This window comes from Microbulbifer sp. SE14, assembly GCF_059834885.1.
On sequence record NZ_JCBAJA010000008.1, the window covers coordinates 74394 to 99467 of the forward strand.

Here is a 25074-nt window from a genome sequence, read left to right on the forward strand (position 1 = left end):
CCGTCGCGGAACCAAACAGTGCATTCAACAGGCGACTTTCAATTTCAAAGCGTGTACATGTAGGCCACCAAATCCCTCTTCTCCTGTTCGGTCAACTGGGTGCCCAGCACGATATTGAAGAACTCCACCGTATCGTCCAGGGTCATCAGGCGGCCGTCGTGCAGATAGGGCGGCGAGTCCTTGATACCGCGCAGGGGAAAGGTCTTGATCGGGCCATCGGCGCTGGCCAGGCGGCCGTTTATCATTTTCGGCTTGAAGAAGCGCTCTGCGCGCAGGTTGTGCATCAGGTTGTCGGTGAAGTAAGGGGGAGTGTGGCAGACGGAACATTGCCCCTTGCCGAAGAAGACCTCCTCCCCGCGCAACTCCTGCTCCGTGGCCAGGTTCTTGTCCAGTCGTCCCAGCAGGCCCAGCTTGGGTGCCGGCGGGAAGTCGAACAACTCCTGCACCTCCGCCATGAAGTGCACCTGGCTGCCCCGCTCGAGGATGTTGACGCCCTTCTTGGTGGCGATTACCGGGTCGCCGTCGAAATAGGCGGCGCGCTGCTCGAACTCGGTAAAATCCTCCACGCTTTTCAGGGCGCGCTGGGAGCCGAAAAGCCGCTGGATGTTGACCCCGCGCAACGTCGGCGTGTCGATGCGGTGGCGGTGCTTCTGCGGGCGTATGTCGCCCACCAGGTGGGTGGCCGCGTTGGTGTGCCCGTTGACGTGGCAGTCCAGGCAGGCGACCCCCTGGCTGGGTTTCTCCGAGCGCCTGTCCCAGGTGGCATTGAACTGCTGCTGGGGGAAGGGTGTCACCAGCAGGCGCATGCCCTCGAGCTGCTTCGGGTTCAGGATGCCGTTAAACAGGTCGAAGAAATTCGTCAGGTTGACCAGCTTGCCCTGGGATACATCGCCCAGGTCCGGACGGGTGGTCAGGAAGATGGGCGGCGGGAACTCGGGCAGGAATTCGTCCGGCAGTACGAAGTCGAGGTCGAAACGGGTCAGGTCCCTCCCCTCCAGTTTCTTGACTTCATCGATATGGAATTCCGGGAACAGCATGCCGCCCTCGTTCTGGTTGGGGTGCGGCAACGGATAGAAACCCTCGGGCCACAGACCCTTTTCCTTGATTTCCGACGGCGGCATCTTGGCGAGCTGATCCCAACTGGTACCGCGGGGCAATTTGACCCGCACCCCGGCCTGTACTGCCTTGCCACCGCTCATGGTAACGCCACTTGCGGGCCGGTCGGACAGGTCGTAGCGCTGGTTCAGCAGGGCCTTGTGGCGCTTGAGTATCTCGGGCTTTTCCCCTTCCATCCGTTTCAGGGTGGTGCTGAAACTCTCCTTGTCCACTACCGGCATATAGCTGCTCGGCGGTGCACTCATTTGCGCCAGGGCCGGGACGGAAATCGCGACAAGTCCGGCCAGGGCTACCCGGGAACAGATTGAAAAAATAGAGGCGTGACTGGACATAAAGCTCCTCCGCAAAACAGCATTTGTTTTGTTCTTTCAGGTGAGCTTCACAAGCGCCAAGTGGCGCTACCGCTGCGAGAGGCATTCAATTAGATAGACCAAGGGGATGGAAGCTGCCAATAGATTTTGGCTGTGATGGCGACAGTGGTGGGCTAAGGCTCCAGATTGGCGCGAAACTATCGCCTTGTCGCGAGAGGCGTCGACCGGAGCTATTGATCTCCCGGCTTCTCGACACGGGCATAGAGGCGGTAGTCGCCGCCTCGCAACAGCAGGTAGATATTGTAGGGCTCGAAGGTCTTGCCGTCGTACATGCCAGGGCTGCCCACCGGCATGCCCGGCACCGTCAGGCCGAAGCTGCCCTCCGGGGGATCGGCGAGAAACTGCAGGATATACTTGACCGGGACATGACCCTCGAATACATATTTCCCGTGCCAGACCGCGGTGTGGCAGCTCCCCATACCCTGTGGCACACCCCACTGCCCTTTCACCTCGCCCATGTCGATGCGGTAGGAAACTTCCGTGTTCAGGCCGCCGCTTTCCAGGTGGCGAATCCACTTTTTACAGCAGAAACACACCGGGTTCTTGTAGACGACGAAGCCGTCCGGGTCGGTTGCCGACGGGGGATCCGACGCATGGAGAGGCGGCACCCAGAGCAGGCCAGCCAGCAGGAATAGAACAACGGCTGAGTCAGCTGACCTGTGCATAGTGGACTGCATAGCGCTGTTGCGCGTCGCTCCAGTGGCTGACCGGCGCGAAGCCGGCTTTGCTGAGCAGGCGGTTAAAGCCCGGAACGGAATATTTGTGGCTGTTTTCGGTGTGGATGGTCTCCCCTTCCCTGAATGTCACCTGCGTACCGGCGACGCGCACACAATGGCTCTTCAGGCTGACGAGGTGCATTTCTACCCTCTGCCTCAGCGGATGGTAAAAGGCCCTGTGGGCAAAGAGGGACAGATCAAAGTCCGCGTCCAACTCGCTGTTGATGCGCGCGAGTATGTTCTTGTTGAAGGCAGCGGTGACATGGTCGCTGTCTGCGTAGGCCCTTTCCAGTACGACGGAATCCTTGACAAGGTCAGTGCCGATCAGCAGGCCGTCGCCGCTCTTCAGCATGGAGGCAAAGAAGCCGAGCAGTTCTTCGGCTTGCCGGGGGGTGAAGTTGCCAATGGTGGAGCCGGGAAAGAACAGCACTCTTCTCTGCGCGGGCAGCCGACCCAGGCCCCGCCAGACTTCCGGCTGGGTAAAGTCCCCGACTGACGCCCGTACCTCGAGTCCGGGCAGTTGCGAGGTGATCCGCTCCCGGGCAGCGAGCAGGATCTCGGGGGAAATATCGATGGGGTAGTAGCCGGCGGGGCTGTCCAGCTGTTGCAGTAGCGGCTGCACTTTTTCGCAGTTACCCGCGCCCGGTTCCACGACCAGGGCTCCGGGGCCTACCTGCCGCGCCATATCGGCTATGTACTCGGCGAAGATGTCGGCCTCAGTCCGGGTCAGGTAGTAGTCATCCAGCTCGCAGATACGTTCGAACAGGCGGGAGCCAGTCTCGTCGTAGAGGTATTTACACGGCAGTGTCTTCTGTTCACCATTCAGGCCTCCCAACACATCCCTGAGAAATTCGCTTTCCTGCAACTGTCGATTGCCAGTGGGCGACAAGGCCATATTCACAATTCAGTCTCCTGCCAGGCGGATACCGGTAAATTGCCACGATTGATGTGGATAGAAGAAATTGCGGTAACTCATGCGGATATGTTCCGCCGGTGTAATACAGGAACCGCCGCGCAACACCTTCTGGTTGCACATAAACTTGCCGTTGTACTCGCCCACGGCCGCTATACTGGCGCGGAAACCGGGGTACGGCAGGTAGGCGCTGGAGGTCCACTCCCAGAGGTCACCGAGAAACTGGGTCTGCCCGCTGCCGGCGCTCAAGGGGCGGAAGGTACGCTTTTCCAGCATATTGGCGGTTGCGAGCTGGTCCGGTTTGCGCAGCAGGCAGGCCGCCGCTTCCCATTCAAATTCAGTAGGCAGGCGGCAGCCGGCCCAGGTGGCGTAGGCGTCGGCCTCGTAGAAATTGATATGACAAACGGGCTCGGTTTCGACGATCGGCTGCAGGCCGCCCAGGGTAAACTGGTACCAACGCCCTTCCCGCTTCTGCCAGTAAAGCGGCTGCTCGTGATCCAGCTGTCGCACATTCGCCCAGCCATCTGAAAGCCACAGGCGTGGCTCGCGATAGCCGCCATCCTCGATAAACTCCAGGAATTCGCCGTTGGTCACCAGGCGCGAGGCGATGCGGAAATCCCGCAGCAACTGCTGGTGCGCCGGGCTTTCGTTGTCGAAATAAAAGTGCTCTCCCTCGGACCCGATGCTGTAGACAGCACCGGGAATCTCCAGCCATTCCAGCTCACTGGGCCGGCCTTCTTCCTCCTCTTCGATGGAGGTATCCGTATAGGCGGGCAATGTCGGATTGATGGAAAAGGCGTGCTTGATATCCGTCAGCAGCAGTTCCTGGTGCTGCTGCTCGTGATTCAGTCCCAGGGTGATCAGGGCTTCCAGCTCCCGCGTAGCGGCGCAATCGCCCAACAGTTTTTCCATGCCGCTGTCGACGGCACGCCGATAGGCGAAGACGGTGTCCAGGTCGGGGCGTGACAGCAGGCCGCGCTGCGGGCGGCTGAAGGGCGTGCCGAGGCTGTTGTAGTAGGAATTGAACAGGTGGTGGAAATCGGGATCGAACTGGCGGTAGCCGGGGAGCTGCTGGCGCAAAACGAAAGTCTCGAAGAACCAGCTGGTGTGGGCCAGGTGCCACTTGGCGGGGCTGGCGTCCGGCATCGACTGCAGCTGCATGTCCTCTGCCGACAGCGGATCCGCCAACTGCTCCGTCTCCCCGCGGATTCGCGTGTAGCGCGTAAGGAGTTGCTGCCGGATTTCTGTGTCTACCTCACCCGCGAATATGGTCATGGGGACTGCCGACTGCGATCAGTTCAAATACTTGTCATTGATCATACGCAGTTTTGCCGGGATTCCCACGAAATCGCCGGGCAATAAGAGCCAATTCGCGCCAGTTTCTGTCGGATCCAAAAGTTCGCAATATAAAAGGGGCCGGCATGGGCCGGCCCCTCTCATCAGGCTGATTTGGCTTTCAGCTTAGAAACGCACGGTGAAGTCGGCGCCGTACATACGCGGCATGTAGCGCCAGGCGGGGCTGGCGCCGATGGCCGAGCCGGTACCACCGTAACCGCCGGCGATCTCCTCGTCGGTGGCGTTCTGCACCCACAGGGCCGCGGAGTAGCGGTCAGAGGCGCTGTTCCAGCCGGCGCGCAGGTTCAGCAGCTGGTAGTCCTCCACCACACGACTGGGATCGGCGATGGTGCCGACGCGCTCGTCGGTCCAGTTGTAATCCCCACGCAGCACCACGTTGGCACCGGAAGCCAGGTCGAAGGTGTACTCCGCCATCAGGTTGAACTTGTTCTCCGGAGTACCCACGCGCGGCTGGCCTACGCGGGAGTCCTCTTCGGTTTCACCCGCGGCCTCGAGGATCTGGTAACGGGTGTATTCGGTTTCCAGATGCGAGTAGTTGCCGCCGATCAGGAGGTTGTCCGTAGCAGCCCAGAGCACTTCCACTTCCGCGCCCTGCCCTTCGGCATCGGCGTTGCGCAGGTAGTAGTTGGGGATGGGCCTGCCCACCAGATCCAGTTCCTGCAGGTTGTCGTACTCGTAGCTGTAAACCGCCGCGTTCAGCTGCATGCGGTTGTCGAACAGGTTGCTCTTGATGCCGACTTCCAGGTTGGTGACGTCTTCCTGATCAAACGAGGGGTCGATACCCGGCGCCGCACTGAAGCTGTTGAAACCGCCCGCCTTGAAGCCTTCCGCCAGTGAGGCGTAGGTCATGACGTCGTCGTTCCAGCGGTAGTCCAGCACTATGCGACCGGAGATATCGCTCCAGGAATCGCTCAGCGGCTGGTTGAGGTCGGCGATGCCGTTATTGTTGAAGGCCAGGCCGAAACGCTGTGGCGGCAGCTGCGCGAGGTTGATGGTGAGGGGCACTTGGCCGCCATTACCGTCGGGTACCATCACCGGGTTGCCATTCTCATCCATCACGTTGATGGCCATATCTCCAACCGGCAGAGTGTTCTGATAGCTGCTGACGATGGAGAAATCTTTCTTGTCCTGGGTGTAGCGCGCACCGACAGTCAGATCCATCTTGTCGGTGAGGCTCCAGGTGAAATCGCCGTAGATGGCCGCGGAGCGGTAATCGCCTTCGTTAAATACGCTCTCGTCCCAAGGGGTGTCGTCGGCCACAAAGGGCGCTACACCCAAATAGAGGGCGCCGAACAGTTGCTGCCGCTGTAGCTCGTAATTGGTGGGAAGACCGATAGCGGTAAACAGTTGGTCCTCTGCACCTCCAGGCGCAACAAACAGGTCATACATAAACTGGGTAACGGCACCACCTTCCTGACCCATTGCAATCATTGCTTGGCGTGCCTGGACGGCAGCCTCTTCTTTTTGCGTGGTTGTCATCTGATCGAAGACGGCCTGAGGAATACCGAATGTTTCGGGGTTAGCTTTCAAACCTTCGTATACCGCGAAGGATTCCAGAGAGCCGCCGGTAAAATAGGCTTCGGTCAGGTGCTCCACCTTCTCCTGGGAATAGGAGGCACCGAGAGTCCACTTCAGGGTATCGGTGGCGCCGTTGAGGCGGAACTCCTGGGAGAACTGCTCCTGCTCGTCGAAGTTGGCGGAGCCGAACATGTAGTCCGGATTCGCGGTGCCGTCCTCGTCCTGCTGCAGGTGCGAATCGAACTTGCTGAAGGCAGTGATGGAGGTGAAGGTGAAATCTTCAAAGTCACTGGTAACGGTCAGGGAGGTACCGAAAGAATCCCGGTCTTCAATGGTTGGGGTATCCAGGGCGTAATCGCCGAACACGTCACTGCCACCGTCCATCGCCTGCAGGCTGGGGACTATGGACGTACGCACAGCACTGCCCTGATCCATCACTCCGTAATCCGCTCGCCACAGGACCTCGGTATCAGCCGTCGGCTCCCACAGCAGGGAGGCGCGGTAGGTCTGGGTGTCCTGGTTGCCGGAGGAGGCGCCGCCCGCCAGATTATCGGCATAAGCGTCTCGGCGGTTAGTCGATGCGGTCAGGCGGCCGTAGAGGTTATCGCTCAGCTGGCGGTTGATCAGCAGGTCCGTGGACTGGCGGCCGTAGTTGCCGGCAGTCAGGCCCAGTTCCACGGTATCGTCAGCCTGCGGTTTCTTGGTGATGATATGGATGGCACCACCGGTGGCGTTGCGGCCGAACAGGGTGCCCTGCGGGCCCTTCAGTACTTCCACCCGCTCGATATCCGCCAGCGGAATCTCGGCACCGGCGCCGCGGCCGTTGTAGACCCCGTCGACATAGACAGCCACTGCCGGGTCGGAGCCCACAGTGAAGTCGGAGGTCTGGATACCGCGAATGTTATAGGTGGGCTGCAGGGGCGTGTCGTTGTTCATCTCGACGCCGGGCGTTGACTTGCCCAGGTCGGTCAGGTTCTTGACGCCCATGGCTTTGATGTTGTCGCCGGTAACGGCAGAGATGGCAATGGGTACGTCCTGCAGGTTTTCCGCACGTTTCTGCGCGGTTACCACTACTTCCTCGATTTCCGCAGCGTAGGCCGTGCCGCTGATCGCAGTGGCAAAGGCAATGGCTCCGGAGAGGGTAGACAGGCTGAACTGACGGATTTTCCCGTTCTGATCGGCGTCGTGCATCATCGCGTCCTCGCGTTTGTTGTTATAGAAAAGCGTGATGTTTTGTGTCTTTTTTTGTTATTGGGCGCCATCTTACGATCACACAAGGCGATTTGAAAGCCTGTTATGACTTTTTTCTAGTGACTGGTCAGTTCTCTGGGGCACGCAATAAAGAACCGGCACCTTAATGGCATCAAATTCCACATAAAATCATTTTTTGTGACTGGTTTGTATCCCTGAGTAACTATTCTGGTACCGCCTCCTGTTGCTAGAATCCCGAATCGCAACAAGTACAATAATGTCCAGCCGGAGCCCCCATGGCCCAGAGTCACCCCTTCCTTCGCTCCCTTCCCCGCCTGCTGATCGGCCTCGCCGTTGTAATCCTGCTGTTGCTGGTCGCGACTCGGCTGTGGCTGCGACAGAGCCTGCCGGTCCTGGAGGGTGCCTTGGATACCGGGGGCGCACTGCATGCTCCGGTCACCATCCGCCGGGATGCCCAGGGCATTGCCCTGATCGAATCAGAGGACCGCAACAGCAGTGCTTTTGCACTGGGCTTCCTGCACGCCCAGGAGCGCTTCTTCCAGATGGACCTGCTGCGGCGCAATTCCGCCGGAGAGCTGTCCGGGCTGGTCGGTGCGGCGGCGCTGGAGCACGACAAAGCCGTGCGCCTGCACCAGTTCCGCAAGCGCGCCGAGCGCAATATCGCGGCCCTCCCCCAGGGCCAGAGGCTGCTGCTGGAGAAATATGTTGAGGGGGTGAACTATGGCCTGCAACAGCTGGGCGCGAATCCCTGGGAGTACACCCTGCTCGGCCGGGAGCCGGAGCCCTGGACCAGCGCCGACAGCCTGCTGACGATTTTCAGCATGTACCTGACCCTGCAGAGTCCCATTGGCAAGTTCGAACTGCGCGACACCGCCCTGGCGGAGCTGCTGCCCCGGGACCTCTACGAGTTCTATTTTCCCGCCGGCGGCAGCTGGGACGCACCGCTGATCGGCGAGGCGCGCGGCCCGGTGACAATTCCGCAGACGCCCGTCGCCGCACTGCTCGAAGACGGCGATGCCATCGCCTACCAACCGCTGGAGAGCGACGACAAGATCTATGGCAGCAACAACTGGGTGGTCGGCGGCGCCCTGACCGATCACGGCGGCGCCATACTGGCGGACGACATGCACCTGGGCCTTAACGTGCCCAACATCTGGTACCGCGCCGGCTGGAACCTTCCCGGCACCGACCGGTTTATGCGCGGTGCCACCCTGCCCGGCGGTCCCATCGCCGTGGTCGGCAGCAACGGCCTGGTGGCCTGGGGCTTTACCAATACCTTTGGCGATTGGGGTGACCTGATTCCGCTGGAGCTGAGCGAAGACCGCAGTCAGTACCGTACGCCGGACGGCTGGCGAGACTTCGATATTGAACGCGAGACCATCGAAATAAAAGGCGCCGAGGCGGAAACCCTGGCGGTGCGCAAAACCATCTGGGGGCCGGTGGTAGCCGAAAACCACTGGGGAGCCCCCCTCGCCTATCGCTGGATCGCCCACGATATCCGCGGCGGCAACCTGAACCTGCTGCGCCTGGAGACGGTCACCTCGGCGAAAGAGGCCCTGGACCTGGGCCCGGAGCTGGGCATACCGCACCAGAACCTGGTTGTCGGCGACAGGGACGGCCATATCGGCTGGACGGTGGGTGGCCCGATTCCCCGGAGGGTCGGACTGGACGGCAGCCGCTCCGTATCCTGGGCCGACGGCACCGCCTACTGGGACGGCTACCTGACGCTGGAGGAGCAACCGCGGGTCTACGACCCGCCCTCCCACCGCATCTGGACCGCCAACGCGCGCACGATGGACGGCGAATACCTGCGTATCATGGGCAACGACGGCTACGCCCTGGGCGCACGCCAGCAGCAGATTCGCGACGATCTCTTCGCCCGCGAAACGTTCGACGAACAGGCGCTGCTGGATATCCAGCTGGACGATCGCGCTGTCTTCCTGCGGCGCTGGCAGGAGCATTTGCTGGCCCTGCTGGAAGGCCAGGAAAACTACGGCGATGTGCGTGACCAGCTACAGAATTGGGGCGGCCGCGCCAGCGCCGATTCCGTCGGCTACCGCATAGTGCGCAACTACCGTTTGAAATTTATGGAGATCGCCACAGCGCCGATACTGACCTATATGCGCCGCCATCAGCCGGACTTTTCCTTCGGGCCACTCAAGCGCCAGTTCGAATATGCGCTCTGGGAGATGGCGCAACAGGAGCCGGCACAGTTGCTGAATCCGGACTTCGAATCCTGGCGATCCCTGAAGCTGGCGGCCCTGGACCGGGTGTTGGCGGAAATGGCCGCGGACGGCCGCCCGTTGGCCGAGCAGACCTGGGGCGCAGAGAATACCGCGCGCATCCGCCACCCGCTGGGCAGGGCAGTGGCGGCAATCAACTGGTTTACCGCCATGCCCGCGGACCAGCTCTCCGGCGATACCCATATGCCCCGCTTCCAGTCCCCCACCCACGGCGCCTCCGAGCGCATGGTGGTCGCGCCCGGGCGCGAGGACAGCGGGATCTTCCATATGGCCACGGGGCAGAGTGCACACCCGCTGTCCCCCTTCTTTGGCAATGGCCACCGGGACTGGGTTGACGGAAATCCGTCGCCGCTTTCAGAGGGAGAGAGCCGTTACACGCTTACGCTTCGGTAGGTCGGTGGTCAGGGCCGTAGGTTGGGGTTCGCAGAGCTCACCCCAACCTACGCAGTCTCGTCGAGAATTGCGAAAGAAAGGAAAGAGGTGAGTAGGCCGATTACCAGCACGAAAGGCAGCAGCGGAAAACAGAGCATCAACAGCGAAGTGCCTATCCAGAGATTTTTCACCCAGTTTCTTTTCAGGCGATAGCGATGGGAGTAGCGACGGGTGTGGCTGTCCTCCGCACTGGGAATGCACATTTCGCTCTCCCGCGGAAGAAAGAATCGCACTAAAAGAGTGCAGTAAAACCGGATCAGGGCCAGCAGCATATCGAGCACCACACGCAAACTTCCATTGCAGTATAGATGCTCGAATTAATCCGGAAGTCTCTCTTCCCCCTTGTAGGAGGACTGGATTTTACTCGGGTTTATACCAGCGCAGCTTTTCGTGCAGGCTGACGACGCCGCCGACAATCGTCAGCGCCGGCGCTTCCACCTCCTCCGTCTCAGCCAGCTTCGGCAGTGTGGCCAGGTTCCCCACCACGACGCGCTGCTCTCTGGTGGTGCCCTTCTCCACCAGTGCCGCCGGCGTCTCCGCCGGCAGGCCGTGGGCCATCAATTGGGAGCAGATGGTCTCGAGGCCGGTGAGGCCCATGTAGAAGACGAGGGTCTGCCCCGGCGAAGCCAGTTCGGCCCAGGGCAACTCCAGTTCGCCCTGTTTTAAATGCCCGGTAATAAAGCGCACCGACTGCGCGTGGTCGCGGTGGGTCAGCGGAATACCGGCGTAGCTGGAACAGCCGGAGGCGGCGGTAATACCCGGCACCACCTGGAAAGGAATGCGGGCCTCCGCCAGCCGGTCTATTTCCTCGCCGCCGCGGCCGAAGATAAAGGGATCGCCACCCTTCAGACGCAGCACCTTCTTGCCCTGTTTGGCGAGATCGACCAGCAGCTGGTTGATATCGTCTTGGGGCACCGAGTGGAATTCTTTCTTCTTGCCCACATAGATGCGCTCGGCGTCGCGGCGCACCAGATCCAGTACCTGTGGGGACACCAGGCGGTCGTAGAGCACCACGTCCGCCTCCTGCATCAGGCGCAGGGCACGGAAGGTCAGCAGGTCCGGATCACCCGGGCCGCCGCCGACCAGGTAGACCTCGCCGCCCGGCGCAGGGCTGCCGGCCCACTGCTGCAGGGCCGCGAGCAGTTCCGCTTCACCCTCGGCGGTCTTGCCCGCCTCTACCCGAGATGCCACGGGACCGGTAAAAACCCACTGCCAGAAATCCTTGCGCTGCGCCTCCGGCAGCGCCGCCTTGACCCTGTCGCGCATGCGCGCCGCCAGTTCCGCCAGGGAGGCGATGCCCGGGGACAGCAGCGCCTCCAGCTGCGCGCGGATGCGCCGCGCCAGCACCGGCGCCGCGCCGCCGCTACTGATGCCGATCGATAGAGGCCCGCGCTCGACGATCGCCGGGAAGGCAAAGGTGCACAGTTTTGGGGCATCCACCACATTGACCGGCAGGCGCCGGGACCGGGCATCGGCGGAGACGGCGCGATTGATGTCGCTGTCCGCGGTGGCGGCGACGACCAGGTCGACGCCGTCGAGAAAATCCGCGTTGTATTTGGCCCGGAAAAACTGCCCCCCGCTGGCCTCGATCAGCTGTTGCAGTTCGTCGGTAACTGCGGGAGATACCACCAGCAGGCGCGCGCCGGCCCTGGCCAGCAGGCGCGCCTTGCGCGTGGCTATGGAGCCGCCGCCGACGATCAGGCAGGGGCGGCCTTTGACATCAAAGGCGAGAGGTAGATAACGCAAGACGAAATTCCGTTGTCGGGCCGACCCCGTGTCGGCCCTCTGGGCTGCGGGCGAAGATCATCCTCGCGCCAACGGGCTAAGTTATGCAGATTCCGGGCCAAGCCTTAGGGCGGATAAGCGTCAAGCGAGTCCCGAGTCCCGAGTCCCGAGTCCCGAGTCCCGAGTCCCGAGTCCCGAGTCCCGAGTCCCGAGTCCCGAGATGATTATGCAGACTCCACAGCGATGACTTCCAGCCCGCGCATATAGGGGCGCAGCACCTCGGGCACCTCTATACTGCCGTCCGCGCGCTGGTAGTTTTCCAGCACCGCGATCAGGGTGCGGCCCACCGCCAGACCGGAGCCGTTCAGGGTGTGCAGCAACTCCGGCTTGCCGGTTTCCGGGTTGCGCCAGCGGGCCTTCATGCGCCGCGCCTGGAAGTCACCCACCAGGGAGCAGGAGGAGATTTCCCGGTACTTGTCCTGGGACGGTATCCACACCTCGATATCGTAGGTCTTGCGCGCGGCGAAGCCGATATCACCGCCGCACAGAATCACGGTGCGGTAAGGCAGGTTCAGCTTCTGTAGGATCGTTTCGGCGTTCCGGGTCAGGGTTTCCAGCGCCTCTTCCGACTGGTCCGGGCGGGTCACCCACACCAGCTCCACTTTCTCGAACTGGTGCTGGCGGATCATGCCGCGGGTGTCGCGGCCGTGGGAGCCGGCCTCGGAGCGGAAACACGGGGTGTGGGCGACGAACTTGTGCGGCAGGGACTGGGCGTCCTCGACGATCTCGTCGCGGTAGAAGTTGGTCAGCGGCACTTCCGCGGTGGGGATCAGGTAGAAGCCGCGCTCGTCGGTAAGCTTGAACAGGTCCTCCTCGAACTTGGGCAACTGGGAGGTGCCGTAGAGGGAGTCGCCGTTGACGATCACCGGCACATTGGCCTCGCGGTAACCGTGTTCCTCGATATGGGTGTCGAGCATAAACTGCGCCAGGGCGCGGTGCAGCCTGGCCAGCTGGCCGGTCATCACCGCGAAGCGCGAGCCGGTGAGCTTGGTGGCCATCTCGAAATCCAGCCCGCCCAGCTGAGCGCCCAGGTCCACGTGGTCCAGGATCTCGAAGTCGAACTCGCGCGGCTGGCCCCAGCGGCGCACCTCGACATTGTCGTCTTCGCTCTCGCCTTCCGGCACCGACTCATCCGGCAGGTTCGGGATTGCGGACAGGATTGCGTCCAGTTCCTCCTGCAGTTCGGTCAGTGCGTGCTTGGCATCGTTCAGTTCGCCGCCGAGGGATTCCACCTCCTTAAGCAGCGGGGCTATATCCTCTCCGGCGGCCTTGGCCCGGCCGATATTCTTGGATTTGCTGTTGCGCTCGTTCTGCAGGCTCTCGGTGCGCACCTGCAGTTCCTTGCGGCGCTCCTCGAGGCTTTCCAGCCTGGCCGTGTCCAGTTCCACGCCGCGCTTTTTCAGGGCCGCGGCCACTTGATCCATTTGGGTGCGAATGAGTTTTGGGTCGAGCATTTTCGTGTTTTTGATTCGTTTAAAAATGTTGTTTCCACTGTAGGAGCGGCCGCTGGCCGCGATTGGAATACGGGAGTTTCGCCAAGGCCGATCGCGGCCATCGGCCGCTCCTACAAGTATTTCATCGCCAGTGCGATGGCGGCCCCGGTGGATGCCAGGCACAGTGCCAGGCTGATCAGGATATAGCCCAGGGCCGTCAAAGGTTGGCCATTGTGCCACAACATCAGGCTTTCCAGCGAGAAGGTGGAGAAGGTGGTCAGGGCCCCGAAGAAGCCGGTCATCAACAACAGCCGCCACTCCGGACCGAGCATCGCTCTCTCGACGATCAGTACATAAGCGATGCCGATCAGGAAGGAGCCGCTGACATTGACGATCAGGGTGCCGAGTGGAAACTTACCGTTGAAGACCGGGTAGCTCCATACGGTGATCAGGTGGCGAAAAATCGCCCCAACAGCGCCCCCCAGGGCGATTGCCAGCCATTGCATTAGGGGTCCACCCCGAATTCAGTTGTTTTTCGTGTTTTTGTAGCGCTGTTGGTCGCTCTCGCGGTTGAGCCGGCGCAGGTGTTCCAGCTTCTCGCCGATCTTCAGCTCCAGCCCGCGGGGCACCGGCTGGTAGTAGCTGCGCCCGGCTATCTCCTCGGGAAGATAATTCTCCCCGGCGGCGAAGGCATCGGGCTCGTCGTGGGCGTAGCGGTAGTCGGCGCCGTGGGCCATGCTCCTGGCCAGCCTGGTGGGCGCGTTGCGCAGGTGGATCGGCACCTCGTAGCTGGGGTCGCGGCGGATATCCGCCAGCACCCGCTTGTAGGCGCTGTAGACGGCATTGCTCTTGGCCGCCACCGCCAGGTAGGTCACCGCCTGGGCGATGGCCAGTTCCCCCTCGGGGCTGCCGAGGCGCTCCTGTACATCCCAGGCGTTCAGGGCCAGTTGCAGCGCGCGGGGGTCGGCGTTGCCGATATCCTCGCTGGCCATGCGCACCACGCGGCGGGCGATATACAGCGGATCGCAGCCGCCGTCGAGCATGCGCGCGAACCAGTAGAGGGCCGCGTCCGGATCCGACCCGCGCACCGACTTGTGCATCGCCGAGATCTGGTCGTAGAAGTAGTCGCCGTCCTTGTCGAAGCGGCGCACATCGGCACTCAGCACTTCCGCCAGCACGGCCTCGTCGACCAGGTGCCGGCCACCCTCCTCCCTCGACAGGTCGCAGGCGATCTCCAGCAGGTTCAGGGCACTGCGGGCGTCGCCGTCGGCGGCCCGGGCGATTTTCTCCAGTACCTCGTCGGCGAAAGTGATATCCCGCCGTGCCAGCTCCTCGTCGTCCTTCAGGGCGCGCCGCAATAACCCCAGCAGCTCCTCCTCGGCGATCGAACGCAGCAGGTAGACGCGGCAGCGGGACAGCAGCGCATTGTTCAGCTCAAAGGACGGATTCTCCGTGGTGGCGCCGACGAAGGTGACGGTGCCCTCCTCCACATAGGGCAGGAAGGCGTCCTGCTGCGCCTTGTTGAAGCGGTGCACCTCGTCCACGAACAGTATGGTGCCGCGGCCGAACTGGGCACTGTGCTGCTCGGCCTCCGCCACCGCCTGGCGTATCTCCTTGACGCCGGCGAGCACCGCGGACAGGGTCGCGAAACGCGCATCGCACTCTTTGGCCAGCAGGCGCGCGAAGGTGGTCTTGCCCACACCGGGCGGCCCCCACAGCACCATCGAGTGCAGCTGGCCGCGCTCCACCGCCTCGCGCAGGGGTTTTCCCGGGCCCAATAAATGCGTCTGGCCCACGTACTGGGCCAGGGAGTCCGGCCGCATGCGTGCGGCCAGGGGTTGGCCCCTCGAAAATTGGTGTTGGGGGGCTGGCTGAAACAGGTCACTCATCGCGGGCTATTCATCTCGAACCACGTCGGTACCTTTCGGCGGCTTGAAGTTGAAGATTGAGGAAGACAGCTTAGGGTTGGGCTTGACGCCGCTGAACTTGATCCTGGTGGTCTGTCCCATGCCGTCGCGCACGGTCATGCCCGACGGCAGGCCGTTCTTGCCGAAGCGGATCTCCATGGACTTGAAGGGCGCCGAGGCGTTTTTCGGCGTCAGCTGGTAACCGCCCTTTTGGCTTTTGACATTGAAGGAACCGCGGATCTCCTCCACCTTGCCGCCGAGCAGCAGCGCGGGGGTCTCCTTCATGCGCTTGTCCACCGGGCGGATGGTGACCTGCTCCAGGTCCGGGTCGTAGAGCCACAGCTTCTTGTTGTTGGTGACCAGCAGTTGCGGGAATGGCTCGCCGGTCTGCCAGCGCAGCTTGCCCGGGCGCTGTACCGAGAAGTTGCCGCTGCTCTTCTGCAGCACCTCGCCGCGCTCGTCGATCAGCGTCTGCTGGAAGTTGCCGGAGAGCGCCGCCAGGGGCTGCAGCAGGCGGCTCAGTTCGTCGGTGGCGTCGGCCCAGGCGGTGGTGGCAACAAGGCCCAGGGCCACCAGTGAATTGCGCAGAAGCTTTTTCATAACTGCATATTCCTGTGGGGGATTTCCCTAAAGATTAGTTGCCGGGGAGTGAACCCCGGCTGAACCCGGTGTCGCTGGCGCAGGTTGGGCTGAGCTCTGCGAAGCCCAACACTTTGCCGCGCTGCCTGTTGGGCTTCGCGGAGCTCAGCCCAACCTACACATTGTCCATCAATTGATCTTCAGGCCGGTGGCGGGGCCAGCACGGTGCGGTTGCCGTTGTGCTCCGCCGGGGAAACCACGCCGGCGGATTCCATGGCGTCTATCAGGCGCGCGGCGCGATTGTAGCCGATGCGCAGCTGGCGCTGCACCGAGGAGATGGAGGCCTTGCGCGACTTGGTGACGAAGGCCACCGCCTCGTCGTAGAGGGCGTCGGCCTCGGGGTCGTCCTCCTCGCCACCCTCGGTCTGCAGGCCCGGCACCGGGATACTGTTCGCGGAGTCGTCGGTGATGCCGTCGATATAGTCCGGCTCGCCGCGGCGGCTCCAGTCCGCCACCACCTTGTGCACCTCGTGGTCGTCGACGAAGGCGCCGTGCACCCGCACCGGCACACCGCTGCCCGGTGGCAGGTAGAGCATGTCGCCGTGACCGAGCAACTGCTCGGCGCCGCCCTGGTCGAGGATGGTGCGGGAGTCGATCTTGGAGGACACCTGGAAGGCGATGCGGGTGGGCACGTTGGCCTTGATCAGGCCGGTGATCACATCCACCGACGGGCGCTGGGTGGCCAGCAGCAGGTGGATGCCGGCGGCGCGGGCCTTCTGCGCGATACGCGCGATCAGCTGCTCCACCTTCTTGCCGACGATCATCATCATGTCTGCGAACTCGTCGATCACCACGACGATGGCCGGCAGCGGCTTCAGGTGTGGGCGCGTCTGCTCCGCCTCCGGCACGCTGGACAGCGGGTCCGGCTGCCAGGTGGGATCCTCCAGCGGCTCGCCGGCCTCTATCGCTTCCTTCACCTTGCGATTGAAGCCCGCCAGGTTGCGCACACCCATGGCCGCCATCAACTTGTAGCGCCGCTCCATCTCCCCCACGCACCAGCGCAGGCCGTTGGCGGCGTCGTTCATGTCGGTAATCACCGGGGTCAGCAGGTGCGGAATCCCCTCGTAGACCGATAGCTCCAGCATCTTCGGGTCCACCAGGATCAGGCGCACCTCTTCCGGCGTCGACTTGTACAGTAGGGACAGCAGCATCACGTTGATACCGACGGACTTACCGGAACCTGTGGTGCCCGCCACCAGCAGGTGCGGCATCTTGGCCAGGTCCGCCACCACCGGTGTGCCTGCGATATCGTGGCCCAGCGCCAGGGTCAGGGCGGACTTGGCGTTGTCGTAGACGTCCGCCGACAGCACCTCGCTGAGGCGCACCATCTGGCGGTTCTCGTTGGGTATCTCGATACCCACCACGGATTTGCCCGGGATCACCTCCACCACGCGCACGCTGATCACCGCCAGGGAGCGGGCCAGGTCCTTGGCCAGGTTGGAGATCTTGCTGACCTTGACCCCCGGCGCCGGCTGTATCTCGAAGCGGGTCACCACCGGGCCCGGCAGCACCGATACCACCTCGGCGACCACGCCGAAATCCTTCAGCTTGAGCTCGAGCAGGCGCGACAGCGCCTCGAGGGACTCGCGGGAGAAGCCCGCCTTCTTGTTCTTGTCCGGGGCATCCAGCAGCGACAGTGGCGGCAGTGTGCCGGTCACCGGCCCCGCGGAGAAGAGTTCGCCCTGCTTTTCCTTGGCGGCGCGGGGGCTCTGCTTGGGCTTGGGCGCCGCGGGCTCAATCTTCGGTGGCAGCCGCTTGGCGGTGCGCTGCTTCTCCTCCTCCACGGCGGCCTTGCGCACCACTATGGCCTGCCGCGCCGCGCGCTCCTCGGCGCGCCTCTGCCGCGAGCGCTGGTAGCGGTTGCCGAGCCAGGCGATGAAACCGAGGATATTGCGGCCTATGGCGTCCGCCAGCTTCAGCCAGGAGAGACCGGTAAACACGGTGATGCCGATGGCGAAAAGCGCCAGCAGCAGTATGGTTGCGCCCACATAGCCGAGGCTGGTTTCCGCCGCCTCGGACACGGTCACGCCGATAATGCCGCCGTTGGAGAAAGGCAGCGGCTCCGAGGCCTGGGCAAAGCAGAGGGTGGCAAGGCCCGCGCCGGTGACCAGCAGCAGCGCCAGGCCGAAGACCCGCAGGGCGAACAGGGGCCCGTGAAAGCGCGCATTGCGGTCGCGCAGTATGCGGAAGGCGCGCCAGCCGATCAGCAGCGGAAAGAGATAGGCCATCCAACCCAGTAGGGACAGGCAGACATCTGCCAGCCAGGCGCCGGTGGGTCCTATCGCATTGTGCACCTGGCCGCTGTGGCCGGTGTGGGACCAGCCCGGGTCCCCCGCGTCGTAGCTCACCAGGCTGATCGCCAGCAACAGGGCGCCAGCCAGTAGCGCGATCAGCGCCCCCTCGCGCAGCAGGCGGGCGATCAGGGAGTCCGGCAGGGGTCCGTTTTCGTCGGTGGCTTGATCGGTCGCGCTATCGGCCTTCAATGGCTTACCTCGGTGCTGTTGTCTCTGCTTGTTGGTGTCGGGTTGGCGGCGTTACCCCCCCAGCAGCCGACTGTGTACTACAGGCGCCGCGCAAATGCTACCGGCGGCCCAGTTGAGACTTTACTTCAAGTGCTATTTAGTTATTTAAAATCAATATGATAGGACAGATTTTTAATGTTTTCTGTGACTATTTTGGAGTTTTCTCCAGCAACCGGCAGCGGCCTTCTTCCTGCAGCAAAATAGAGGCCTCCAATAGGCCAGATAAAGCCAAACTATTTCGTCGACCGGGGTCTATCGCCTATCATGGCCGCCAACTTGATAGCCTGAACTGATCAAAAAACAGGCGGGCGGGTTGACGCCCGATTCACGGAATACACTGTCTTTAATTGTCTGTACAAGAGTCTTTCATGAGCAACAACCACCATCGACTGATTATCCTCGGCTCCGGCCCCGCCGGTTACACCGCAGCCATCTACGCCGCCCGCGCCAACCTCAATCCGGTCGTGATCACCGGCATGCAACAGGGCGGCCAGCTGACCACCACCACCGAAGTGGAAAACTGGCCCGGCGGCGTCGCCGACCTGCAGGGCCCGGACCTGATGGTGCAGATGCAGCAGCACGCGGAGCGATTCGATACCCAGATCATTTTCGACCACATTGATTCCGTGGACCTGAAGCAGCGCCCCTTTACCCTGAAGGGCAACGACACCTACACCTGTGATGCACTGATTATCGCCACTGGCGCCTCCGCCCAGTACCTGGGCCTGCCCTCCGAAGAGGCCTACCAGGGTCGCGGTGTCAGCGCCTGCGCCACCTGTGACGGCTTCTTCTACCGCGACCAGAAGGTGGCGGTTGTCGGCGGCGGCAACACCGCAGTGGAAGAGGCGCTCTATCTGTCCAATATCGCCAGCGAAGTGACCCTGATCCACCGCCGCGACGAGCTGCGCGCGGAGAAGATCCTGCAGGACCGCCTGATGGACAAGGTGGAGAACGGCAATATCAACGTCTGCTGGCACAACACCCTGGACGAGGTGCTGGGCGACGACAATGGGGTCACCGGCGTGCGCCTGCGCAGCACCCAGGACGACAGCACCCAAGAGCTGGATGTGTCCGGCGTGTTTATCGCCATCGGCCACAAGCCGAACACCGATATCTTCGAGGGCCAGTTGGAGATGAATGGCGGCTACATCATTGTGCAGAGCGGCCTGGACGGCAACGCCACCCAGACCTCCGTGCCCGGCGTCTTCGCCGCCGGCGACGTCTCCGACCATATCTACCGCCAGGCGGTCACTTCAGCGGGCACCGGCTGTATGGCGGCACTGGATGCGGAGCGGTTCCTGGACGCGCAGTGATTTTCGGGGCTGGGGACTCGGGACTCGGGACTCGGGTGAGATTTTAGGGTGGATAAGCGTCAGCGCATCCACCAACCACGGCGGCGGATGCGCTTGGCGCTTATCCGCCCTGCGGACTCGGAAAAGACTTCGGAGCCTGGTGCATAGGCCCTGATGCCGAGGGCCGCCCCGGAACTTTCTTACGGGCATCCGCACCAGCCAAGGAGGTTCGAGCATGACCGGAACCAACGACGGCCACCTGACACTGCTCGATCCCGAGCGGATCGAATTCCCGCCGACCGGGCTCGCCCTCAGGGACCCCAACGGCCTGCTGGCCATCGGCGGCGACCTGAGTCCCGAGTGGCTGCTGGCCGCCTATCGCCGCGGCATCTTCCCCTGGTATTCCGACGACCAGCCGATCCTCTGGTGGAGCCCCTCGCCCCGCTGCGTGGTCCTGCCAGATCTGTTCCGCATAGGCCGCAGCCTGCGCAAGGTACTGCGCCGCGGCACCTTCCAGGTGACATTCGACCGGGCATTCGATCGGGTGATCGAGGCCTGCCGCGCACCCCGCGCCGACGCCGAGGGCACCTGGATCACCGGTGAAATGCGCGATGCCTACCTGGAGATGCACCGCCTCGGTCATGCCCACTCGGTCGAGGTGTGGCGCGAGGGGGAGCTGGTGGGCGGCCTCTACGGCGTGGCCCTGGGGCGCATCTTCTTCGGCGAATCCATGTTCCACCGCGAAACCGACGCCTCCAAAGTCGCTTTTGTCCACCTGGTGCGGCAGTTAGAATTGTGGAGCTGCCCGATGATCGACTGCCAGGTTAGCAATCCTCACCTGAGCAGCCTGGGGGCGGTGGAAGTGCCTCGCGAGGATTTCGAGCGACTGCTGGAGATTGGAGTGGAACAACCGCCCCTCCCGCAGCCGTGGAAACTGTCGTGGTGCTATGAGACTGCCGTGGAGCCATGAGTAAGTATTCCCAACTGGATTCCGTGCGCCTGCTGGCCACTCTGCCCCACCCCTGCGGCTATCTCCCCGACCGGGAGGCCACCACCGTATTCGTGGATCCGCAGACCCCCATTGACCAGCGTCTCTACAGCCGCCTGTCCGAGCTGGGCTTCCGCCGCAGCGGCGGCTACCTCTACCGCCCCCAGTGCGCCGCCTGCCAGGCCTGCATACCCGCCCGGGTCCCGGTGAGCCTGTTTGTGCCGGACCGCAGACAGCGCCGCTGCTGGCGCCGCAACAAGGATCTGGATATCTTCCACGTCGAGAGCATAGATACCGACGAGCACTACGAGCTCTACGCGCGCTATATCGAGCGGCGCCACGCGGACGGTGAGATGTACCCGCCCAGCCGGGACCAGTTCCGCAGCTTCCTGACCCAGGCCTGGGGCAGCACCCGCTATGTCGAGTTCCGCGCCCGCGGTCGGCTGGTGGCCGTGGCCGTGGCCGACCTGCTCACCGCCGGACTGTCGGCCATCTATACTTTCTTCGACCCCGACGAGGACAAGCGCAGCCTCGGCAGCTACTGCATCCTCTACCAGATAGAGTGGGCGCGGCGCCTGGGCCTGCCCAGCCTCTACCTGGGTTACTGGATAGAGCAGTGCCAGAAGATGGCCTACAAGAGCCAGTTCCAGCCCACGGAACTGCTCAGGGAAAACCGCTGGGCGCTGAAGTCCCGCTAATCGGCTACCCAATGAGTCAGGCTCAACCTACGTGTGACTCCGCCTTTGCTCTATTGTGGCTTTTCGTGCAAAATGCTCGCCCGTCGCGCCGCGGCCTGGCCTGAGTGCCACCGGGGTAAAGCTCAGAACTAGTTATTTTTGAAGGTTACTGCCGCATGGCAAAAGACGATTACATTGAAATGGAAGGCGAGGTGATCGACACCCTGCCCAACACCACTTTCCGCGTAAAACTGGAAAATGGACACGTGGTGATCGCGCATATCTCTGGAAAGATGCGCAAGAACTATATTCGTATCCTCACTGGCGACAAGGTCAAGGTGGAGCTGACTCCCTACGACCTCACCAAGGGCCGCATAACCTACCGCGCCCGCTGATGTGAGTGGTCGGTGGTGTGATCAGTTAAGAAACACCGGCCCAAAACGAAAGAAGCCACCCAAAAGGTGGCTTTTTTCGTTTTGTCGTATCCTCTTACACTGGCCACTCCGTAGGGTGCGCTGCGCGCACCCTACGCCGGTACGGCGGTCTTGATCGCCAGCTCGTCGTTCTCGATGGTGACCTCGACCCGGCCCCCCTCCTCCGCCAGCTCGCCGAACAACACGGCCTCCGCCAGCGGCTTGCGCAGCTTGTCGCGGATCAGGCGGGCCATGGGGCGGGCACCCATCTTCTCGTCGTAGCCGTGCACCGCCAGCCACTCGCGTGCCTCTTCGTCCACCGCCAGGGTCACGTGGGACTCGTCCAGCTGCGCCTGCAGCTCGACGATAAACTTGTCCACCACAGTCTTTACCACGTCCAGATCCAGTGAGCCGAACTGGATGATGCTGTCCAGGCGGTTGCGGAATTCGGGAGTGAACATCTTCTTGATCTCCTCCATGCCGTCACTGGAGTGATCCTGGGTGGAGAAGCCGATGGAGCGGCGGCTCATCAGCTCGGCGCCGGCATTGGTGGTCATGATCAGGATGACGTTGCGGAAATCCGCCTTGCGACCGTTGTTGTCGGTCAGTGTACCGTGGTCCATCACCTGCAGCAGCAGGTTGAAGACTTCCGGGTGCGCCTTTTCTATCTCGTCCAGCAGCACCACGCTGTGCGGGTGCTTGGTCACCGAATCGGTGAGCAGGCCGCCCTGGTCGAAGCCCACATAGCCGGGGGGCGCACCGATCAGGCGGGAGACGGTGTGGCGCTCCATATATTCGGACATGTCGAAGCGGATCAGCTCTATGCCCATCACCTTGGCCAACTGGCGACAGAGTTCGGTCTTGCCCACGCCGGTGGGGCCGGCGAACAGGAAGGAGCCGATAGGTTTCTCCTCGGCACCCAGGCCCGCACGACTCAGCTTGATCGCGGTACTCAGGGCCTCGATGGCATTGTCCTGGCCGAACACCACCATCTTCAGGTTCTCGTCCAGCTTGGCGAGCTGCTCCTTGTCGGAGGCGGAGACACTCTTGGCGGGAATCCGGGCCATCTTGGCGACCACCGTTTCGATCTCGATCACGCCGATCACCTCTTTGCGCTCCGCTTCAGGCAGCAGCGATTGGTAGGCACCGGCCTCGTCGATCACGTCGATGGCCTTGTCCGGCAGGAAACGCTCGGTGATATGGCGGCTGGACAGTTGCGCCGCCGCCTCCAGGGCGCCGTCGGTGAAGCGCACCTTGTGGTGGTCCTCGAAACAGCTCTTCAGCCCCTGTAGTATCTGCACCGTCTCCTCTACAGAAGGTTCGTTGACATCGATCTTCTGGAAGCGGCGAGACAGGGCCCGGTCTTTCTCAAAGATGCCGCGGTACTCGGTAAAGGTGGTGGAGCCGATACAGCGCAGCTGGCCGCTGGACAACAGCGGCTTGAGCAGGTTGGAGGCATCCATGACGCCACCGGACGCGGCACCGGCGCCGATGATGGTGTGAATCTCGTCGATAAAGAGCACTGCGTGCTCGCGCTTCTTCAGTTCGGCCAGCAGCGCCTTGAAGCGCTTCTCGAAGTCGCCGCGGTACTTGGTGCCCGCCAGCAGCGAACCCAGGTCCAGGGAGTAGATGGTGCTGTGGCGCAGAGGCTCCGGCACCTCCTCGTCGACGATACGCCGCGCCAGGCCCTCGGCGATGGCGGTCTTGCCCACGCCGGATTCACCCACCAGCAGCGGGTTGTTCTTGCGACGGCGCGCCAGCACCTGGGTGACCCGTTCCACTTCGGGACCGCGCCCCACCAGCGGATCTATGCGGCCGAGAATGGCCTCCTGGTTCAGGTTGGTGGCGTAGCTCTCCAAGGGATCCGAGCCTCCCGGCTCTGCGCCGGTCCCTATATCCTCATCGGCCTGCTCCGGTGCCGGATCGGGGTTGTGGTGATGGTGGTGGTTGTTGCCGCTGGAACCGACCCGCGAGATACCGTGGGTGATGTAGTTGACCACATCGATGCGGGCCACGCTCTGCTGCTTCAGGTAGTAAACCGCCTGGCTCTCCTGCTCACAGAAGATGGCCACCAGTACGTTGGCGCCGGTCACCTCCTTCTTGCCGGAGGACTGTACATGGAATACGGCGCGCTGCAGCACGCGCTGGAAGCCGAGCGTCGGCTGGGTCTCGCGATCGGTGTCCGCTTCCGGGATCAGGGGGGTGGTGGAGTCGACGAATTCGAGCAGCTCGCGACGCAGGGCGCTGAGGTCGGCGCCGCAGGCGTGCAGCACATCGGCGGCCGACTCATTGTCCAGAAGCGCCAGCAGCAGGTGCTCCACGGTCATAAACTCGTGCCGTTTCGCGCGCGCACCCTTGAACGCCAGATTGAGCGTTACCTCTAAATCCTTGCTGAGCATCTAAACCTCAAACCCTAATCGCCAATGTCACCCGCCAATTCACTGGACAGCGCGCGCCGGAGGCCGGCGTCTTGAGTGTGCCTGACTCCCTTCAGGCGACGGGACCCTCGTTTCAGTACAGCGTCAATCCTCTTCGCTCTCATCCGCCTCTATCTCACACAGCAAGGGGTGCTGGTGGTCCCTCGCGAACTGATTGACCTGCGCGGCCTTTGTCTCCGCTATATCTCGAGTATAGACACCGCAGATGGCTTTTCCCTGCGTGTGAACCTGCAGCATCAGCTGCGTGGCGCGCTCCCGGTTGGCCCCGAAAAACAGCTCCAGTGCCTCGACGACAAAGTCCATGGGGGTGTAGTCATCATTCAACATCACCACCTTGTACATGGGCGGGCGCTTGAGCTGCGGTGGCGCCTCTTCCAGCGCCAGGTCTCCGTCCAGGTCCCCGGGGTAGTGGATTTCGCCGTCGCTGTCGTTCGAGTGTAGTTTAATGGCCAGTGAAATACCCATAGCGTTTATCAATAAGATCCTGCGAAGAATAAATGGTGTAACAGGCGAGCATATTCAGGAGCCTGCCATTGTAACCTCATTTACTCCTGGGCACAGCGGACGCCAAGGAGCCCTTGACATTCTCAAATCAGTTAGCTACAAGAGGTAGTGTCTGCCCTGTCAAGGGGGCAACTGCGACATAGGATGTGCAATCGCGGTCGATGTGCAAGCAAGCGCAGATAACTATAAAGACTCTGTAAGGCGGCCAGCAGTCGCCCCGGCAATTAGAGGGATTCGCCATGCCTACCGGTACCGTCAAGTGGTTCAATAACGCCAAGGGATATGGGTTTATTCTTGCGGATGAAGGGGGAGAAGACCTGTTCGCGCACTACTCCGCGATTCAGATGGAGGGCTACCGAACCCTGAAAGCGGGTCAGCAGGTCACTTTTGACATCATCAAGGGTGACAAAGGCTACCATGCGGCCAATATTTCAACCGTGACCGCCGCCGAGGCGACGCGGAACGAGAAGAGCTCCGGCGAAGCTGACTCGGGCAAAGAAATGAGTCAGGCGCAGCGCGAGAAAGAGGCGGAAGCCCTCGACTAGGCAGTCCAACGGCTATCTCAATAAAAAGCCCCGCGCCGGAAGACGCGGGGCTTT

The 25074-nt window shown here is 62.4% G+C and carries 20 protein-coding genes; 6 read left to right on the top strand and 14 right to left on the bottom strand.

The genetic code is table 11. The features are described from left to right. Positions 1–44 precede the first annotated feature (44 nt). From AC6R19_RS07915 to AC6R19_RS07935, 5 genes are all read right to left on the bottom strand, one after another. A complete protein-coding gene (locus AC6R19_RS07915) occupies positions 45–1448 on the bottom strand; it encodes a hypothetical protein (protein ID WP_500579255.1) in 1404 nt (467 codons plus the stop codon). 209 nt (positions 1449–1657) lie between these two features. Then, positions 1658–2152, bottom strand: coding sequence for a DUF411 domain-containing protein (locus AC6R19_RS07920; protein WP_500579256.1), 495 nt, complete (start codon positions 2150–2152; stop codon positions 1658–1660). Beyond that, a complete protein-coding gene (gene egtD, locus AC6R19_RS07925) occupies positions 2136–3098 on the bottom strand; it encodes an L-histidine N(alpha)-methyltransferase (RefSeq protein WP_500579338.1) in 963 nt (320 codons plus the stop codon). Before egtD ends, AC6R19_RS07920 begins: the two co-directional genes overlap by 17 nt. Positions 3099–3107: 9 nt before the next feature. Further along, the gene (gene egtB / locus AC6R19_RS07930; RefSeq protein ID WP_500579257.1) at positions 3108–4391 is read right to left on the bottom strand and encodes an ergothioneine biosynthesis protein EgtB; all 1284 of its coding nucleotides are present in this window, start codon (positions 4389–4391) and stop codon (positions 3108–3110) included. A gap of 186 nt (positions 4392–4577) precedes the next feature. Beyond that, complete coding sequence (locus tag AC6R19_RS07935) at positions 4578–7181, bottom strand: TonB-dependent receptor (protein ID WP_500579258.1); 2604 nt, start codon at positions 7179–7181, stop codon at positions 4578–4580. A gap of 296 nt (positions 7182–7477) precedes the next feature. Here AC6R19_RS07935 and AC6R19_RS07940 point away from each other — a divergent pair, with 296 nt between their 5' ends. Then, the gene (locus tag AC6R19_RS07940; RefSeq protein ID WP_500579259.1) at positions 7478–9838 is read left to right on the top strand and encodes a penicillin acylase family protein; all 2361 of its coding nucleotides are present in this window, start codon (positions 7478–7480) and stop codon (positions 9836–9838) included. Between the two features lie 47 nt (positions 9839–9885). Here AC6R19_RS07940 and AC6R19_RS07945 read toward each other — a convergent pair whose 3' ends face one another. The 7 genes from AC6R19_RS07945 to AC6R19_RS07975 all read right to left on the bottom strand — a co-directional run bounded on the left by AC6R19_RS07945 (position 9886) and on the right by AC6R19_RS07975 (position 18124). Continuing rightward, positions 9886–10149 (bottom strand): hypothetical protein, encoded by a 264-nt coding sequence (locus AC6R19_RS07945; RefSeq protein ID WP_500579260.1) that lies wholly within the window; start codon positions 10147–10149, stop codon positions 9886–9888. Between the two features lie 88 nt (positions 10150–10237). Then, positions 10238–11623: a siroheme synthase CysG gene (cysG, locus tag AC6R19_RS07950; RefSeq protein ID WP_500579261.1), complete on the bottom strand. Its 1386-nt coding sequence runs from the start codon at positions 11621–11623 to the stop codon at positions 10238–10240. A gap of 203 nt (positions 11624–11826) precedes the next feature. Beyond that, on the bottom strand, positions 11827–13116 hold the full coding sequence (gene serS / locus AC6R19_RS07955) for a serine--tRNA ligase (protein ID WP_500579262.1): 1290 nt from the start codon (positions 13114–13116) through the stop codon (positions 11827–11829). Positions 13117–13226: 110 nt separating this feature from the next. Beyond that, on the bottom strand, positions 13227–13601 hold the full coding sequence (gene crcB / locus AC6R19_RS07960; protein ID WP_500579263.1) for a fluoride efflux transporter CrcB: 375 nt from the start codon (positions 13599–13601) through the stop codon (positions 13227–13229). 18 nt (positions 13602–13619) lie between these two features. Further along, complete coding sequence (locus tag AC6R19_RS07965; protein WP_500579264.1) at positions 13620–14984, bottom strand: replication-associated recombination protein A; 1365 nt, start codon at positions 14982–14984, stop codon at positions 13620–13622. A gap of 6 nt (positions 14985–14990) precedes the next feature. After that, a complete protein-coding gene (gene lolA / locus AC6R19_RS07970; protein WP_500579265.1) occupies positions 14991–15602 on the bottom strand; it encodes an outer membrane lipoprotein periplasmic chaperone LolA in 612 nt (203 codons plus the stop codon). A 179-nt stretch (positions 15603–15781) separates the two neighbouring features. Beyond that, positions 15782–18124 carry a DNA translocase FtsK gene (locus tag AC6R19_RS07975; protein ID WP_500579266.1) on the bottom strand — a complete coding sequence of 781 codons (2343 nt, stop codon included), beginning with the start codon at positions 18122–18124 and terminating at the stop codon, positions 15782–15784. A 407-nt stretch (positions 18125–18531) separates the two neighbouring features. Between AC6R19_RS07975 and trxB the strand changes: the two genes are divergently transcribed. The 4 genes from trxB (at position 18532) to infA (ending at position 21515) form a co-directional block, all read left to right on the top strand. Continuing rightward, positions 18532–19476 (top strand): thioredoxin-disulfide reductase, encoded by a 945-nt coding sequence (gene trxB / locus AC6R19_RS07980; protein ID WP_500579267.1) that lies wholly within the window; start codon positions 18532–18534, stop codon positions 19474–19476. A 214-nt stretch (positions 19477–19690) separates the two neighbouring features. Beyond that, positions 19691–20425, top strand: a complete 735-nt coding sequence (gene aat / locus AC6R19_RS07985; protein WP_500579268.1) for a leucyl/phenylalanyl-tRNA--protein transferase — start codon at positions 19691–19693, stop codon at positions 20423–20425. Next, positions 20422–21141: an arginyltransferase gene (locus AC6R19_RS07990; protein WP_500579269.1), complete on the top strand. Its 720-nt coding sequence runs from the start codon at positions 20422–20424 to the stop codon at positions 21139–21141. Before aat ends, AC6R19_RS07990 begins: the two co-directional genes overlap by 4 nt. 155 nt (positions 21142–21296) lie before the next feature. Further along, positions 21297–21515 (top strand): translation initiation factor IF-1, encoded by a 219-nt coding sequence (gene infA / locus AC6R19_RS07995; protein WP_067081888.1) that lies wholly within the window; start codon positions 21297–21299, stop codon positions 21513–21515. A gap of 131 nt (positions 21516–21646) precedes the next feature. On the opposite strand, the gene clpA is transcribed toward infA, so the two are convergent. Together clpA and clpS are read right to left on the bottom strand one after the other, a co-directional pair. Next, positions 21647–23932, bottom strand: a complete 2286-nt coding sequence (clpA, locus tag AC6R19_RS08000; RefSeq protein ID WP_500579270.1) for an ATP-dependent Clp protease ATP-binding subunit ClpA — start codon at positions 23930–23932, stop codon at positions 21647–21649. A gap of 123 nt (positions 23933–24055) precedes the next feature. Continuing rightward, positions 24056–24436, bottom strand: a complete 381-nt coding sequence (clpS, locus tag AC6R19_RS08005) for an ATP-dependent Clp protease adapter ClpS (protein WP_500579271.1) — start codon at positions 24434–24436, stop codon at positions 24056–24058. 278 nt (positions 24437–24714) lie between these two features. On the opposite strand from clpS, the gene cspD reads away from it, so the two are divergent. Then, positions 24715–25020 carry a cold shock domain-containing protein CspD gene (gene cspD / locus AC6R19_RS08010; protein WP_500579272.1) on the top strand — a complete coding sequence of 102 codons (306 nt, stop codon included), beginning with the start codon at positions 24715–24717 and terminating at the stop codon, positions 25018–25020. The last annotated feature ends 54 nt before the right edge of the window (positions 25021–25074 follow it).

Excerpts from the sequence above, each read along its gene's own strand:
- serS (WP_500579262.1), bottom strand. The coding sequence starts at position 13,116 with ATGCTCGACCCAAAACTCATTCGCACCCAAATGGATCAAGTGGCCGCG.
- clpA (WP_500579270.1), bottom strand. The coding sequence starts at position 23,932 with ATGCTCAGCAAGGATTTAGAGGTAACGCTCAATCTGGCGTTCAAGGGT.
- cspD (WP_500579272.1), top strand. The coding sequence starts at position 24,715 with ATGCCTACCGGTACCGTCAAGTGGTTCAATAACGCCAAGGGATATGGG.
- AC6R19_RS07940 (WP_500579259.1), top strand. The coding sequence starts at position 7,478 with ATGGCCCAGAGTCACCCCTTCCTTCGCTCCCTTCCCCGCCTGCTGATC.
- AC6R19_RS07945 (WP_500579260.1), bottom strand. The coding sequence starts at position 10,149 with ATGCTGCTGGCCCTGATCCGGTTTTACTGCACTCTTTTAGTGCGATTC.
- aat (WP_500579268.1), top strand. The coding sequence starts at position 19,691 with ATGACCGGAACCAACGACGGCCACCTGACACTGCTCGATCCCGAGCGG.
- AC6R19_RS07990 (WP_500579269.1), top strand. The coding sequence starts at position 20,422 with ATGAGTAAGTATTCCCAACTGGATTCCGTGCGCCTGCTGGCCACTCTG.
- trxB (WP_500579267.1), top strand. The coding sequence starts at position 18,532 with ATGAGCAACAACCACCATCGACTGATTATCCTCGGCTCCGGCCCCGCC.
- AC6R19_RS07935 (WP_500579258.1), bottom strand. The coding sequence starts at position 7,181 with ATGCACGACGCCGATCAGAACGGGAAAATCCGTCAGTTCAGCCTGTCT.
- infA (WP_067081888.1), top strand. The coding sequence starts at position 21,297 with ATGGCAAAAGACGATTACATTGAAATGGAAGGCGAGGTGATCGACACC.
- clpS (WP_500579271.1), bottom strand. The coding sequence starts at position 24,436 with ATGGGTATTTCACTGGCCATTAAACTACACTCGAACGACAGCGACGGC.
- lolA (WP_500579265.1), bottom strand. The coding sequence starts at position 15,602 with ATGAAAAAGCTTCTGCGCAATTCACTGGTGGCCCTGGGCCTTGTTGCC.
- egtB (WP_500579257.1), bottom strand. The coding sequence starts at position 4,391 with ATGACCATATTCGCGGGTGAGGTAGACACAGAAATCCGGCAGCAACTC.
- AC6R19_RS07920 (WP_500579256.1), bottom strand. The coding sequence starts at position 2,152 with ATGCACAGGTCAGCTGACTCAGCCGTTGTTCTATTCCTGCTGGCTGGC.
- crcB (WP_500579263.1), bottom strand. The coding sequence starts at position 13,601 with ATGCAATGGCTGGCAATCGCCCTGGGGGGCGCTGTTGGGGCGATTTTT.
- AC6R19_RS07915 (WP_500579255.1), bottom strand. The coding sequence starts at position 1,448 with ATGTCCAGTCACGCCTCTATTTTTTCAATCTGTTCCCGGGTAGCCCTG.
- AC6R19_RS07965 (WP_500579264.1), bottom strand. The coding sequence starts at position 14,984 with ATGAGTGACCTGTTTCAGCCAGCCCCCCAACACCAATTTTCGAGGGGC.
- egtD (WP_500579338.1), bottom strand. The coding sequence starts at position 3,098 with ATGGCCTTGTCGCCCACTGGCAATCGACAGTTGCAGGAAAGCGAATTT.